This is a genomic window from Cellulosimicrobium composti (genome assembly GCF_010287905.1).
In the GTDB taxonomy this organism is placed as follows: domain Bacteria; phylum Actinomycetota; class Actinomycetes; order Actinomycetales; family Cellulomonadaceae; genus Cellulosimicrobium; species Cellulosimicrobium composti.
In genome coordinates this window covers 1-14,549 of record NZ_JAAFAN010000055.1, presented here as the reverse complement: position 1 = coordinate 14,549, position 14,549 = coordinate 1, and the positions used below count along the sequence as shown (strand labels likewise).

General features: G+C 74.8%; 13 protein-coding genes. 11 read left to right on the top strand and 2 right to left on the bottom strand.

Annotation, left to right across the window (positions count from 1 at the left end; all coding sequences use genetic code 11):
- Positions 1 to 186 precede the first annotated feature (186 nt).
- From GYH36_RS14795 to GYH36_RS14760, 8 genes are all read left to right on the top strand, one after another.
- Positions 187 to 1,758 carry an acyl-CoA carboxylase subunit beta gene (locus GYH36_RS14795; RefSeq protein WP_312028659.1) on the top strand — a complete coding sequence of 524 codons (1,572 nt, stop codon included), beginning with the start codon at positions 187 to 189 and terminating at the stop codon, positions 1,756 to 1,758.
- Between the two features lie 49 nt (positions 1,759 to 1,807).
- Entirely contained in the window at positions 1,808 to 2,320 is a 513-nt protein-coding gene (locus GYH36_RS14790) for a hypothetical protein (RefSeq protein ID WP_024842026.1), read from the top strand.
- Positions 2,317 to 2,583, top strand: a complete 267-nt coding sequence (locus GYH36_RS14785) for an acyl-CoA carboxylase epsilon subunit (protein ID WP_024842027.1) — start codon at positions 2,317 to 2,319, stop codon at positions 2,581 to 2,583. The genes GYH36_RS14790 and GYH36_RS14785 overlap by 4 nt, the downstream gene beginning before the upstream one ends.
- Complete coding sequence (locus GYH36_RS14780; RefSeq protein WP_162290228.1) at positions 2,580 to 3,311, top strand: hypothetical protein; 732 nt, start codon at positions 2,580 to 2,582, stop codon at positions 3,309 to 3,311. Before GYH36_RS14785 ends, GYH36_RS14780 begins: the two co-directional genes overlap by 4 nt.
- Before the next feature lie 10 nt (positions 3,312 to 3,321).
- Positions 3,322 to 5,067, top strand: a complete 1,746-nt coding sequence (locus tag GYH36_RS14775; RefSeq protein WP_376739830.1) for a DUF885 domain-containing protein — start codon at positions 3,322 to 3,324, stop codon at positions 5,065 to 5,067.
- A gap of 71 nt (positions 5,068 to 5,138) precedes the next feature.
- Positions 5,139 to 6,059: an AEC family transporter gene (locus GYH36_RS14770; RefSeq protein WP_162290226.1), complete on the top strand. Its 921-nt coding sequence runs from the start codon at positions 5,139 to 5,141 to the stop codon at positions 6,057 to 6,059.
- A 41-nt stretch (positions 6,060 to 6,100) separates the two neighbouring features.
- Entirely contained in the window at positions 6,101 to 6,766 is a 666-nt protein-coding gene (locus tag GYH36_RS14765) for a Maf family protein (RefSeq protein ID WP_162290225.1), read from the top strand.
- Between the two features lie 182 nt (positions 6,767 to 6,948).
- Entirely contained in the window at positions 6,949 to 8,748 is a 1,800-nt protein-coding gene (locus GYH36_RS14760; protein WP_312028654.1) for an acetyl/propionyl/methylcrotonyl-CoA carboxylase subunit alpha, read from the top strand.
- A 10-nt stretch (positions 8,749 to 8,758) separates the two neighbouring features.
- Here the strand turns inward: GYH36_RS14760 and GYH36_RS14755 are convergent, their stop codons facing one another.
- Positions 8,759 to 10,111: an MFS transporter gene (locus GYH36_RS14755; RefSeq protein WP_162290224.1), complete on the bottom strand. Its 1,353-nt coding sequence runs from the start codon at positions 10,109 to 10,111 to the stop codon at positions 8,759 to 8,761.
- Positions 10,112 to 10,183: 72 nt separating this feature from the next.
- Complete coding sequence (locus tag GYH36_RS14750) at positions 10,184 to 11,425, bottom strand: MFS transporter (RefSeq protein ID WP_155099620.1); 1,242 nt, start codon at positions 11,423 to 11,425, stop codon at positions 10,184 to 10,186.
- Positions 11,426 to 11,522: 97 nt separating this feature from the next.
- On the opposite strand from GYH36_RS14750, the gene GYH36_RS14745 reads away from it, so the two are divergent.
- From GYH36_RS14745 to GYH36_RS14735, 3 genes are all read left to right on the top strand, one after another.
- Positions 11,523 to 12,062: an NUDIX hydrolase gene (locus GYH36_RS14745; protein ID WP_024842035.1), complete on the top strand. Its 540-nt coding sequence runs from the start codon at positions 11,523 to 11,525 to the stop codon at positions 12,060 to 12,062.
- Between the two features lie 91 nt (positions 12,063 to 12,153).
- On the top strand, positions 12,154 to 12,876 hold the full coding sequence (locus tag GYH36_RS14740; RefSeq protein WP_162290222.1) for a helix-turn-helix transcriptional regulator: 723 nt from the start codon (positions 12,154 to 12,156) through the stop codon (positions 12,874 to 12,876).
- A 119-nt stretch (positions 12,877 to 12,995) separates the two neighbouring features.
- Entirely contained in the window at positions 12,996 to 14,342 is a 1,347-nt protein-coding gene (locus GYH36_RS14735) for an MFS transporter (RefSeq protein WP_246209435.1), read from the top strand.
- The last annotated feature ends 207 nt before the right edge of the window (positions 14,343 to 14,549 follow it).

The window sequence follows — 14,549 nt, the reverse complement described above, 5'->3', positions numbered from 1 at the left end:
ACGGGGCACGGGACGGCGCCGCCCGTGCGCGGCGGCGCGAGTTGTCGGGACCCACCAACACCGGACCCCGGCGCGCTGGCGCCGCCCGCATCGAGTTGGTGCCACCCGCCAACTAGGCTCGGGTCCGTGACGGATTCTGCGACGACCTCGCCCGCGACGACCTCGCCCGCCGACGCGCCCCACCTCGTGGGCACCGCGGCCAAGCTCGCCGACCTCGACCGCCGGCGTGCGGAGGCGACCGAGCTGCCCGAGGAGACGGCGCGGACCAAGCAGCACGCGCGCGGCAAGAAGACGGCGCGCGAGCGCATCGAGGCCCTGCTCGACGAGGGGAGCTTCGTCGAGCTCGACGCGTTCGCGAAGCACCGCTCCCACAACTTCGGCCTGGAGAAGAGGCGGCTCGCGGGCGACGGCGTCGTCGTGGGCCACGGCACGATCGACGGCCGCCAGGTGTGCGTGTACTCCCAGGACTTCACGGTGTTCGGCGGGAGCCTCGGCGAGGTGCACGGCCAGAAGATCACCAAGGTGCAGGACCTCGCGCTGCGCACGGGCGTCCCGCTCATCGGCATCTCCGACGGCGGCGGCGCGCGCATCCAGGAGGGCGTCGCGGCGCTCACGCAGTTCGCGGAGATCTTCCGCCGCAACGTCGCGTCGTCGGGCGTGATCCCGCAGATCTCGCTCATCCTCGGCCCGAGCGCGGGCGGCGCGGTGTACTCCCCCGCCCTGACGGACTTCATCGTCATGGCGGACAAGACGTCGAACATGTTCATCACCGGGCCGGACGTCATCCGCGCCGTGACGGGCGAGGACGTGGGCTTCGAGGAGCTTGGCGGCGGCCTGACGCACAACGAGAAGTCCGGTGTCGCGCACTACCTGGGCAGTGACGAGGACGACGCGATCGACTACGTGCGCCACCTCGTGTCCTACCTGCCGCAGAACAACCTGTCGGACGCGCCGTCGTTCCCGCCGGACGACGTCGAGCTCGCGGTCACCGACGAGGACGAGGAGCTCGACGCGCTCGTCCCGGACTCGGACTCGCAGCCGTACGACATGCGCACGGTGATCGAGCACGTCCTCGACGAGGGCGCGTTCCTCGAGGTGCAGCCGCTGTTCGCGAAGAACGTGCTCGTCGGGTTCGGGCACGTCGAGGGCCAGTCGGTCGGCGTCGTGGCGAACCAGCCGCTCGCGATGGCGGGCACGCTCGACATCGACGCCGCGGAGAAGGCGGCGCGGTTCGTGCGCACGTGCGACGCGTTCAACATCCCGGTGCTCACGCTCGTGGACGTCCCGGGCTTCCTCCCGGGCGTGGACCAGGAGCACCAGGGCATCATCCGCCGCGGCGCGAAGCTCATCTACGCGTACGCCGAGGCGACGGTCCCGCTGGTCACCGTCATCACGCGCAAGGCGTACGGCGGTGCGTACATCGTCATGGGCTCCAAGCAGCTCGGCGCCGACGTCAACCTCGCGTGGCCGACGGCCCAGGTCGCGGTCATGGGCGCGGGCGGCGCGGTGAACATCCTGCAGCGCGCGACGCTCAAGCGGGCGGCCGACGCGGGCGAGGACGTCGAGGCGGAGCGTGCGCGCCTCGTCGCCGAGTACGAGGACGCGATCGTCAACCCGTGGGACGCCGCCGAGCGCGGCTACGTCGACGCCGTGATCCGCCCGTCGGAGACGCGCGTGCAGGTCGTGCGCGCGCTGCGGGCGCTGCGCACCAAGCGCGCGACCCTGCCGCCCAAGAAGCACGGCAACATCCCGCTGTGAGCCGCCACGACGCGACGCGGCCGAGCAGCAGCCCGAGAGGAGGACGGTCATGAGCCACGAGGACGCCACGCACGGCCCGACGCCGCTCGGCGCCGTCGACCCGGCACCCATGCACGCCGCCGTCGACGCGCTCGCGGCCGCGCTGCACGAGTACGTCGGCACGGCGGTCGGGGTGCGCGCGGAGTTCGGGGCCGCCGAGGCGGACGAGGACCCGCGGGTGCTCGCGCTCGAGGCGCGCGTCGGCACGCTCAACGCCCAGCTGTTCGACGTGCTGCACGGGGCGCTCGGCATCCACCCGGACCTCACGTCGTCCGTGTGGGAGCCCGACGAGGACGCCGCGGCCGACGACGCGGACGCCGCCCCGGCCGACCTCGTCGAGGACACGTTCGCTCTCGAGTACGTCGTGGTGACACGTCCCGGCGGACCGGACCTCGACGACGTCGTGGGCCTCCTCGACTCGTGGGGCCACGAGGCGCACGCGCGCCTCACCGAGGCGGGCTACGACGTCCCCGAGTGGGGCGTCGGGCGGGGCACGGACGAGCACGAGGAGGACGACCGGTGAGCCAGGACGCGAACGGGGCGGGCGCCCCGAGCGTGCGCGTCGTGCGCGGCGCGCCCGACGAGCTCGAGGTGGCCGCGCTCGTCGCGGGCCTCGCCGCCGCGGCGGCCGCGGGCGGGCTGCCCGACGACGTCGCGCCCGTCGACGAGTGGACGAACCGCGCGCGGGGGCTGCGCGGGACGGGCGACGGCGCGACCGCGAAGAGCTTCGGCGGGCGGTCGGGGCGGCACAACGCCGACTCGTGGCGCTGGAGCCTGCGCTCGTGACGACGCCGAGCGCGACCCCGCGCGTGCGGCGCCTGCCCGAGCGGGCGGTGCTCGTCGAGCTGCCCGCCTCGGCGGACGCCGTCGAGGCCGACCCGACGGCGCTCCCGGGCGTCGCGCCCGCCGCGGCGTGGCGCCGCTGGGGCTGGGCCGTGGCGTTCGTGCCGACGGTCGCGCTGCTCGTCTACCAGCGCCTCGCGACGGGGCGCGGCTGGTCCGTGCCCGACGCGGTGGTGGTCGTGGGGACGATCGGCCTCCTCGTCACCGCGCTCCTCGCACTCGTGCGCTACCTGGACGACCGCGTCGCCGCGGGCCTCGCGCGCAGCCGCGACGCCCTGCTCGCGGCGCCCGTCCGCACGACCGGCACGCTCTCGCTCGCCGCGCCCGACGACCGCGCGCCGGGCGACGACGCGCCCGGCGACGGCGCGGACGCGCACGAGGTGCACGGGAACCTCGTCGTCTCGACCCCGTCCGGGACGACGACCCGCCCGCTGCGCGTCGCGGTCCCGTCCGGGGTGGCGCGCCCCCGCCCGGGCGACCCCGTCGCCGTCTGGCACGCCGCCGAGGACGACGACGCGAGCGGCGTGGTGCTCGTGCGCTACCACCGCGACTGGGCCGACGACCTGCTCGTGGCCCTGCGCGGCGGCGACGCGGGCCCGGTCCAGGACCCCGAGCCGCACGAGGCGGACGGGCCGGATGTTCGCGAGGGCCGGCCACCGGGCGCCGAGTAGTCTCGACCGCGTGAGCGACACCACCACCACACCTGCCGCCGGCGCATCCGCCGGGACCCCCGACCGCACCCCGACGCCCATCGACGCCGTCGCCGAGGCGTACGTGACGAGGATCGCCGAGCTCGACCCGATCGCGGCGACCTCGATGGGCCTGTCCGGCTACGACCACCTCGTCACCGACCTCTCTCCCGCCGGGCACGAGGCACGCGCCGAGGCCGACCGCGCCGTGCTGCGCGAGCTCGACGGGCTGGAGCCCGTCGACGACGTCGACCGCGTCACCCTCGCGGCGATGCGCGAGCGCGTCGGCCTCCAGCTCGAGCTGCACGAGGTCGGCGAGCCGCTCGCGAGCCTCAACAACATCGCGTCGCCGGTGCAGGAGCTGCGCGACGTCTTCGACATCATGCCGACCGGCACGGTCGAGGCGTGGGAGAACATCGCCTCGCGCCTCAACGGCCTCCCCTCGGCGATCGACGGGTACATGGCGTCGCTCGCGGAGGCGGCGTCCCGCGGCAACGTCGCCGCGATCCGGCAGGTGCGCATCGGGGTCGCGCAGTCGCGCGAGCTCGCCGACGCGCAGGGCTCGTTCTTCACGACGTTCGTCTCCGGCCCCGAGGCGAACGCCGTCCTCGACGACTCGTCGGCGTGCTCGCTCGTGCGCAAGGAGCTCGAGCACGGCGCCGCCGCGGCGCGCGAGGCGTACGGCCGGCTCGCCGACTTCCTCGAGACGACGCTCGCGCCGCAGGCGCGCGCGGAGGACGCCGTCGGCCGCGAGCGGTACGCGCTCTTCTCGCGCACGTTCCTCGGCGCGGAGGTCGACCTCGACGAGACCTACGCATGGGGGCTCGAGGAGCTCGCGCGCGTCGTCGCGGAGCAGGAGGAGGTCGCGCGCCGCATCGCCGGACCCGGGGCGAGCGTCGAGGACGCGGTCGCCGCGCTCGACGCCGACCCGGCCCGCACCCTGCGTGGCACCGACGCGCTGCGGGCGTGGATGCAGGAGACGTCCGACGCCGCGATCGACGCGTTGGACGGCGTGCACTTCGACGTGCCCGCGCCCGTGCGCGCCCTCGAGTGCATGATCGCCCCGACCCAGACCGGCGGGATCTACTACACCCCGCCGAGCGACGACTTCTCGCGACCGGGTCGCATGTGGTGGTCGGTGCCCGCCGACGTCACGGAGTTCAACACGTGGCGCGAGAAGACGACCGTCTACCACGAGGGCGTGCCGGGCCACCACCTGCAGTGCGGCCAGGCCGTCTACGCGCGCGCGACGCTCAACACGTGGCGCCGCCTCGCGTGCTGGGTCTCGGGCCACGGCGAGGGCTGGGCCCTGTACGCCGAGCGCCTCATGGCGGACCTCGGGTTCCTCGACGACGACGGCGACCGCCTCGGCATGCTCGACGCGCAGCGCATGCGCGCCGCGCGCGTCGTGCTCGACCTCGGCGTGCACCTCGGCCTGCCCGCGCCCGAGCAGTGGGGCGGCGGCACGTGGGACGCCGACAAGGCGCTCACGTTCCTGCGCGCCAACGTCAACATGCCCGACTCGTTCGTGCGGTTCGAGCTCGACCGTTACCTCGGGTGGCCCGGGCAGGCGCCGTCGTACAAGGTCGGTCAGCGCCTGTGGGAGGCGACCCGCGACGACGCGCGCGCGGCCGCCCAGGCGCGCGGCGAGCAGTTCGACGCCAAGGCGTTCCACGAGCGCGCGCTCAACCTCGGCTCGGTGGGCCTCGACGTGCTGCGCGACGCGCTCTCCTCGTGACCGCGCCGTGCGCCCCGCCCGGGACGGCACGCCGCCGTCCCGGGCGGGGCGTCGTCCCGGCGGCCTGACGCGTGGGCGCCGTCCTCACCGGGTTCGCGATCATCGCCGTGGTGGTCGCGGTCGGGTACGTCGCCGCGCGCCTCGGGGTCGGCGGCCCCGAGGCGAGGACGGTGCTCAACCGCGTCGGGTTCTTCGTCGCGAGCCCGGCCCTGCTGTTCACGGTCCTCGCGCGGGCCGACGTGGGCGCGCTCGTCCGGGCGCCGCTCGCGGTCGCGGCGGCCTCGGCCGTCGTGAGCGCGGGCGTGTTCGTGCTCGTCGACCGGCTGTGGCTGCGGCTCCCTGCCCCCGAGGCGGTCGTCGGGGCGGCCGGCTCCGGGTACGTCAACGCGAACAACATCGGCCTGCCGGTCGCGGTGTACGTGCTGGGGGACGCGACCGCGGTCGTGCCGGTGATCCTCCTGCAGCTGCTCGTGCTCGCGCCCGTCGTGCTGCTCGTCCTGGACGCGACGACGAGCGGGCGGCTCTCGTGGCGGTTCGTGCTCGCCCAGCCCGTGCGCAACCCGATCATCCTCGGGTCGCTCGCGGGCGCCGTCGTCTCGCTGTCGGGGTGGACGCCGCCCGCGCCCGTCATGGCGCCGCTCGACATCCTCGGGGGCGCCGCGATCCCGATGATCCTCCTCGCGTTCGGCATGTCGCTCCACGGCACGCGTCCGCTGCGCCGCGGCGAGCCGCGAGCAGCCGTCGGCGTGGCGAGCGCCGTGAAGCTCGCCGTCATGCCGATCGTCGCGTTCGTCGTCGCGCGCGCCGTGCTGGGCCTCGACGACGCGGCCGTCGCGTCGGCGGTGACGCTCGCCGCGCTGCCCACGGCCCAGAACGTCTACAACTACGCTGCGCGGTTCGGCCGCGGAGAGATCCTCGCGCGCGACACGATCCTCGTGACGACCCTCGGCTCCCCGGTCGTCCTGCTCGTCGCGGCGCTGCTCGTCGCGTAGCCCCCGACGGGCGGGCCGGGAGCGCCGGGTAGTCTGCGCGGGTGCTCCGACTCGTCCTCGCCTCCCGCTCCCCCGCCCGCCTCGCGACGCTGCGCGCCGCCGGCGTCGAGCCCCTCGTGCGCGTCTCGGGCGTCGACGAGGACGCGGTCCTGCGGGACGCCGCGTCGCAGGGGGGCGGGCTTCTCGACCCGGTCGACGCCGTGCTCGTCCTCGCGCGCGCGAAGGCCGAGGAGGTCGTGCGCGCCCTCGCCGCGGACGCCGCGCCCGTCGTGGGCGCCGACGACGCCCTGCTGCTCGTCGGGTGCGACTCGATGCTCGAGCTCGACGGCGAGGTGCTCGGCAAACCCGCCGACGCCGACGACGCCCGCGCTCGGTGGCACGCGATGCGCGGCCGGGCGGGCGTCCTGCACACCGGGCACTGGCTCGTCGACCTGCGGTCCGGCGCCGCGGCCGGGCCGGGCGCCGCCGTGGGCGGCACGAGCTCCACGACCGTGCACTTCGCCGACCTCTCGGACGAGGAGATCGACGCGTACGTCGCGACGGGCGAGCCGCTGCACGTCGCGGGGGCGTTCACCGTCGACGGCCTCGGCGGCCCCTACGTGGAGCGCATCGAGGGCGACCACCACGGGGTCGTGGGGATCAGCCTGCCGCTCCTGCGCTCCCTGCTGCGCGAGACCGGCGTCGCCTGGCACGAGCTGCGCTCCTGAGGCCCGCGGGCGGGCGGCGTTGTCGGGGCCGGACAACCCGACGCGCCGAGCGGGGCGCACGAGCCCGCCGCTATGGAGGTTTCCTCCAACCGCCCTCCGTGCACCTTGGCCTCTTCTCCAATCTTGTCCGGTACCCGGCCCGGGAGCGTGATCGGCGCGGGGCGCACGCGTTACCGTGAGCCGTGCCCGCGAACCCCACCCGCCCCCTGAGCAAGGTCCTCGTCGCCAACCGTGGCGAGATCGCCGTCCGGATCGTCCGCGCGTGCGCCGACGCCGGCATCGCGTCCGTCGCCGTCTACGCCGACCCGGACCGCCAGGCGCCGCACGTCCACCTCGCCGACGAGGCGTTCGCGCTCGGCGGCACGCGCGCGGCCGAGACCTACCTCGACATCGCCAAGCTCCTCGACGTCGCGCGCCGCTCCGGGGCCGACGCCGTGCACCCCGGGTACGGGTTCCTCGCCGAGAACGCCGGGTTCGCGCAGGCCGTGCTCGACGCCGGTCTCGTCTGGATCGGTCCGCCGCCCGCGGCGATCGACGCGCTCGGCGACAAGGTGAGCGCGCGCCACATCGCGCAGCGCGCGGGCGCCCCGCTCGTCCCCGGCACGCCCGACCCGGTCGCCGACGCGAGCGAGGTGCACGCGTTCGCCGCCGAGCACGGCCTGCCGATCGCGATCAAGGCGGCGTTCGGCGGCGGTGGACGCGGCCTCAAGGTCGCGCGCACCGCCGAGGAGATCGACGAGCTCTACGAGTCCGCGGTCCGTGAGGCGACCGCCGCGTTCGGGCGCGGCGAGTGCTTCGTCGAGCGGTACCTCGACACCCCGCGGCACGTCGAGACCCAGTGCCTCGCGGACGAGCACGGCACGGTCGTCGTCGTCTCGACGCGCGACTGCTCGCTCCAGCGCCGCCACCAGAAGCTCGTCGAGGAGGCGCCGGCGCCGTTCCTCACGCCCGCCCAGGAGGCCGAGCTCTACAAGGCGTCGGAAGCGATCCTGCGCGAGGCCGGGTACGTCGGCGCGGGCACGTGCGAGTTCCTCGTGGGCGCCGACGGGACCATCTCGTTCCTCGAGGTCAACACGCGCCTCCAGGTCGAGCACCCGGTGTCCGAGGAGGTCACCGGCATCGACCTCGTGCGCGAGCAGCTGCGCATCGCGGCGGGCGAGCCGCTCGGCTACACCTCCACGCAGGTGCGCGGGCACTCGATCGAGTTCCGCATCAACGGCGAGGACCCGGCCGCGAACTTCCTGCCCGCGCCCGGGCGCATCACGCGACTGCGCTTCCCGTCCGGCCCGGGCGTGCGCGTCGACTCCGGCGTCGCCGAGGGCGACACGATCTCGGGCGCGTTCGACTCGATGATCGCCAAGCTGATCGTCACCGGCGCCACGCGCGAGCAGGCGGTCCAGCGCGCGCGCCGCGCCCTGCGCGAGCTCGAGGTCGAGGGCATCCCGACCGTCGTGCCGTTCCACCGCGCCGTGCTCGACGCCGAGGCGTTCGTGCCCGTCGGCGACGAGCCGTTCCGCGTGCACACCCGGTGGATCGAGACCGAGTTCGCCGACCGGCTGGCCGCGCTCGCGCCCGCGCCCGCGGCCTCCGCGGACGAGGACGAGGAGCCGCTCGCGACCGAGCGCGTCGTCGTCGAGGTCGGCGGCAAGCGGCTCGAGGTCGTGCTGCCCGCGGGTCTCGGCATGGCGGCGGGCCGCGCGCGCAGCGCGAACGCCGCCCGCCGCCCGGCCCGCCGCGCGGCCTCGAAGTCCAACGGCGGCGGCTCGGGCACGACCCTCGCCTCCCCGATGCAGGGCACGATCGTCAAGGTCGCGGTCGAGGACGGTGCGCAGGTCGCCGAGGGCGACCTCGTCGTCGTGCTCGAGGCGATGAAGATGGAGCAGCCCCTCCTCGCGCACCGCGCGGGCACCGTGCGCTCGCTGACCGCCACCGCCGGCGCGAGCGTGAGCTCGGGCACCGCGATCTGCGAGATCGTCGACTGACCCCCGCGCTCTACCGCGGCCCGGCGGCGGCGCGCATCGCGCGGCGTCCCGACGGGAGCACGACCGCGACCGTGATGACGACGAACATGAGGATCCCGGAGACGATCAGGAGCGACTCCACGGAGTAGCGGTCGGCGAGCGGGCCGAACACGACCATGCCGAGCGGCATGGAGACGGCCATGACGATGCCCACGAACCCGAACACGCGGCCCTGTCGCACGGGCTCGACGGTCTCCTGCAGCACGGTCATCGACGTCGTCGAGAACGGCGGCACGGACAGGCCGAGCAGGAACATGAACGTGAAGAACACCCACATGTTCGTGGACAGGCCCATCGCGACCGAGAGCAGGCCGAAGACGAACGTCGCACCCACGATCATCGCGATCCGGTTCCTCAGCCCGCCCCACGTCGCCAGCAGCACGCCGCCGAGCAGCATCCCCACGGAGAACGCGACCTCGTTGACGGTGAGCTTCCAGACCTCCTCGCCGAACGTGCGCGCCACCATGAGCGGCGTGAGGTACGACGGCGCGACGATGAGCAGGAAGACGACCGCGTAGAGCACGAGCACCCAGCGCACGAACGCGTGCGAGGCGAGGTAGCGGAAGCCCTCGACGAGGTCGTCGAAGTACCCGGCGCGCTCGCCGGCCGCGGCGTGCGCGAGCGTCGGGACGGGCACGAGCAGCAGGAGCCCGATCCCCACCACCGCGGTGACGACGTCGACGAAGAACACGGCGACGATCGACGTGCTCGCGTACACCGCCGCGGCGACCGCGGGAGCGAGCAGCATCATCGCGGACTGGATCGACTGGTTGATCCCGTTGACGCGCAGGAGCTTGCTCGTCGGCACGATCTGCGGCAGCAGCGCCGCGACGGCCGGCGTCTGGACGCCTGCGCCCGTCGAGCGGATCGCGAGCGCCGCGTAGATGAGCCACAGGTCGTCGGCCCCGCCGAGCATGAGCAGGGCGAGCGCGAGGGTCGTCACGGCGATGGTGCCGTCCGCCGCGATGACGAGCACCTTGCGGTTCACGCGGTCCGCCCACACGCCGCCGAAGATCGAGACGACGGCCTGCGGCAGGAACCCGAACAGGGTGCTCAGCGCGAGGACCGCGCCGGACTTCGTCTCGATCGTCAGGTGCCACATGACGGCGTACTGGACGAGCATCGAGCCGAACAACGAGACGGTCTGGCCGCTGAGGAAGACGGTCGCGTCGCGGCGCCAGCGCGGCTTCGCGAGGACGTCGTCGGGCACCGCGCCCGGGGCGTCGGCGACGTCGACCTGGCTCGCGGCGGCCGCGTCGGGGTGGTCCGCCGGGTCCGGTGCGGGGGCGGGCGTGGGCTCGTTGTCGTACGGCGTATGGCTCACGCGGACATCCTGCCGCGGACCTCCGACACCGGTCCACGGGTTTCTGCCGCGGGCGGGACCGCCGCCGGGTCGTCAGCCGTCGGTCCCGGGCACCTCGCCCGCGTGCGCCACGTGCTCGAGCTGGCGCCACACGAGCGCGAGCGTGACGCCGGCACCCACGAACGCGAACCAGAACGGCGCGGTGATCCCCCACGCCTGCGCGAGCACGCCGCCCAGTGCCTGGCCCACGACGAGCCCGCCGAACACGCAGACCCCGTACACGGACCCGACCCGCCCCTGGAACTCGCTGGGCACGGCGCGCTGGCGGATCGTGTTCGACACCGTGCCCCACACGAACGCGTACGCCCCGAACACGACCATGACGACGAGCGCGACCCACCCCGTCGTGGTGAGGGCGAGCACGAGGTGCATGAGGACCTCGAGCGACAGGCACACGCGCATGATCGTCGACAGGCGTGCGCGCCGTTCGAGCCACCCGAACGACGCGACGCCGACGATCCCCCCGACCGCCGAGGCGGTCGTGAGGAGGCCGAACCCGACCTCGCCCATGTCGAGGTGGTCGAGCGCGTACTTCACGAGGACGCCCCACGGCGCCGCCCACGTCACGTTGAACACGAGGATGACGAGCGCGAGCGTGCGCACCGGAGCGTTCGCGGCGATCCACCGCAGGCCCTCCGCGATGTCCTGCCGCACGTGCGTGCGCACCTCGCGTGCCGGCGGCGGCTGCGACGCGATGCGGGCCACGAGGACGACGGCGAGCGCGACGCACACCACCTGCACGACGAACGGCCAGATCGCGCCGAGCGCGAAGAGGAACGCACCGACGGGCGGCCCGAGCAGCTGGTTGGCGGCGAGGAAGCCGGCCTGCAGGCGCGCGTTGCCCGTGCCGAGGTCGCGCGGCTCGACCAGCATCGGCAGGAGCGTCTGGGAGGCGGAGTCGGCGAAGACCTCCGCGACGCCGTAGAGGAACATCACGGCGAGCACGGCGCCGATGCTCACGTGCCCCGTCCCGAGCAGCACGCACAGCGCGACGACGACGAGCGCGCGCAGCGCGTTCGCGACCATGACGACGGCGCGCCGGTCGACGCGGTCGGCGATCGCACCGGCCCACAGCCCGAGCAGGAGCCAGGGCAGGCGTTGCAGGAGCGCGGCGAGCGCGACGAGGAAGGCGGAGTCGGTCTGGGACGCGACGAGCAGCGGGCCCGCCGCGAGCGCGATCCCGTCGCCGACGTTGCTCGTCCACGACGACGCGAGCAGCCAGCGGAAGCCGCTCCCCATGCGTCGCGGTGCGACGATCTCCCCGATCCTGCTCATCTGCGGACCAGCGTACGCCGCGGCGACCCCGCGCCCGGCACGCTTTCGGGCGGCCGCGGCGAGGGTCCCGCGGGCCTGGCAGCATGGGCCCGTGACGATCCCCACCGCGCCGCGCGACCCCGGTGAGCCCACTCCGCGGCTCCCACGCCACCTGCAGCCCGGCGACGGGTGGGTCGAGTGCGAGTGCGGTCGGCGGCACTGGGGCCTGTTCGGCGCGGCAGGGCTGCTGCTCGGGCGCCGCGACGCGCAGGGCCGGCTGACCGACGTCGTGCTCCAGCACCGGGCCCCGTGGTCCGACCAGGGCGGGACGTGGGGAGTGCCGGGCGGCGCCGTCGGGCCGGACGAGACCCCGGAGGAGGGCGCGCTGCGCGAGGCGCAGGAGGAGGCCGGCATCGACCCGGCGCACGTGCGGGTCGTGGGCGAGCGCGTGCTCGACCACGGCCCCTGGCGGTACACGACCGTCGTGGCCGAGGTCGCGGACGGCGCGGTCGTCGAGCCGCGCGCGACGGACGCCGAGAGCGTCGAGGTCCGGTGGGTCGCCGTGGACGACGTCGCGGGCCTCGACCTGCTGCCCGCGTTCGCCGACGCGTGGCCCGCCCTGCGCGCGACGCTCGACGCGCCCCCCGAGGGGGTCTGACGGCCCCGGACCGCGGGACCTTCGGCCCCGATCGCGCCGCACGACCCCGTACGACGCTCCCGCCGGGGCACCGCGCGGGCACGATGAGGTCGTGCCCGAGGACACGTCGACCACGTACCGCGCGCTCGCGTCGTCGAGCCGGCTGACGCTGCTGCACGCCCTCCAGGAGCGCGGCCCCATGACGGTCGCCGAGCTGTCCCGCGAGGCGGGGCTGTGCCCGAGCGCGACGCGCGAGCACCTCCAGCGCCTCGCGGACGCCGGGTTCGTGCGCGGCGCCCCCGAGGTGCGCACGACGCGCGGGCGTCCGCGCATCCTCTACGAGGCCATCGCGGGCGAGAACCCGCCCCGCGACGGCTCGGCGGCCCGCCGGCTCGGCGACTCGCTCGTGCGCGCGGCCCTGACGCGCGCCGCGCTGGGGCAGGCCATGCCCCACGACGACCCCGGGGAGGGCGCACCCGGCCCGACCGACCCGTCCCGGGCGGCGCGCGCGGCGGGACGCCGCCTGGTCGACGTGCTGCGGTCCGCGGGCGACGGCGACCCGGACCCCACGCCCGAGAACCAGCTCGCCGCGCTCGACGACCACCTGTGCCAGCTCGGCCTCGACCCCGAGCTCGAGCCGGACGGCCTGCGCTTCCACCTCTACCGGTGCCCGTTCCTCGACCTCGCCGCCGAGCGCGAGGACGTCCTGTGCGCCGTCCACCTCGGCCTCGTCCAGGGCGTGCTCGCGGGCGTCGGCGGGCCCGTGCGCGCCGAGGCGCTGCTCCCGCTCGTCGAGCCGGACCACTGCGTGCTGCAGCTCTCGCGCGCCGGCTGATTTTTCACGGTCCGCGGCCCGCCGCGGCCCCCGCCCGTCGGGTCATGCTGGCGGCGCACCGGGCACCGGCCCGGCGTCACGACGTCGGTCGTCGTGACCTGCGACGACGGGAGGACGCCATGACCGCCCCAGCCACCACCCGGCCGCCCGCGCTGGTGCGGGCCGCGTGCACGCCGTCGACCGTCGACCTCGACCGCTGGGACCCCGAGGACGAGTCACGCTGGGACCGCCGGTTCGCGTGGCGCACGCTGTGGATCACGACGTACAACCTCACGCTCGCGTTCTGCGCGTGGTACCTCGTGAGCGCGGTCGCGCCCCGGCTCAACGACGTCGGGTTCGACCTGACGACGGCGCAGCTCTACTGGCTCACCGCCGTGCCCGGCCTCGCGGGCGGGCTCTTCCGCATGGTCTACATGTTCCTGCCGCCCGTCGTCGGCACGCGCACGCTCGTCGGGGGCACCGCGACGCTGCTGCTCCTGCCGATGCTCGGCTGGACGTTCGCGGTGCGCGACGCGAGCACGCCCTACTCGGTGCTCCTGCTCCTCGCGGTCGCCGCGGGCGTCGGCGGGGGCGCGTTCTCCGGGTTCATGCCGTCCACGAGCTACTTCTTCCCGCGCCGGATGGCCGGCACGGCGCTCGGGCTGCAGGCCGGGATCGGCAACTTCGGCGTGAGCCTCATCCAGTTCCTCACGCCGTGGGTCGTCGGCTTCGGCCTCCTCGGCACGGCGGTCCTCACGCCTCAGCAGACGGCGACCGGCAGCCACCTGTGGCTGCACAACGCGGGCCTCGTGCTCGTGCCGTGGACCGTGCTGGGCGCGGTGCTCGCAGGCCTGTACCTGCGCCGCGTGCCGGTGCGCGCGAACGTCCGCGAGCAGCTCGACATCTTCCGCAACAAGCACACGTGGATCATGACGGCGATCTACCTCATGACGTTCGGGGCGTTCAGCGGGTTCGCCGCACAGCTCGGCCTGCTCGTCGTCGAGCAGTACGGCGGCTTCGAGGACGCGCCCGACCCGCTGCGCTACGCGTTCCTCGGTCCGCTGCTGGGCTCCGCCGCGCGCGCCGGGTTCGGGCCGCTGTGCGACCGGTACGGCGGCGCCGTGTGGACGCTGGTCTCGGGCGTCGGCATGACCGCCTCGACGGTGTTCGCGCTGTTCTTCCTCGACCCGCACGACGTCGGGCAGTTCGGCTGGTTCCTCGCCGGCATGCTCGCCGTGTTCACCTTCGCCGGGATCGGCAACGCGGGGACGTTCAAGCAGATGCCGATGATCTTCCCGCGCCGCCAGGCGGGCGGGGTCATCGGGTGGACGGCGTCGACGGCCGCGTTCGGCCCGTTCCTCGTCGGCATCGGTCTCTCGCTCGTCCCGGCGCGGTCGTTCTTCGTCGGCTGCGCGGTGTTCTTCGCGCTGTGCACGTGGCTCACGTGGCACTACTACGCCCGACCGGGCGCACCGCACCCGTCCTGACCGGCCGGAGCCGTCCGGCCCCGCCTCGCCCCCGTCCCCGAGAACCCGAGGAGCTGTCGTGCCCCCACTCGACGAGCGCGCCCCCCGCGACCCCGCCGACGCCCTGCTGCGCCTGGGCGGCCGCCTGCGGCGGGGGCGGGTGTCGGACGACCTGCGGCAGGTGTTCCTGACCGGCGGACGCCAGGGCGACGTGTTCTACCGCGACCG

Coding starts and splice junctions, on each gene's coding strand:
- GYH36_RS14790 (WP_024842026.1), top strand. CDS start 1,808: ATGAGCCACGAGGACGCCACGCACGGCCCGACGCCGCTCGGCGCCGTC.
- GYH36_RS14750 (WP_155099620.1), bottom strand. CDS start 11,425: ATGAGCAGGATCGGGGAGATCGTCGCACCGCGACGCATGGGGAGCGGC.
- GYH36_RS14735 (WP_246209435.1), top strand. CDS start 12,996: ATGACCGCCCCAGCCACCACCCGGCCGCCCGCGCTGGTGCGGGCCGCG.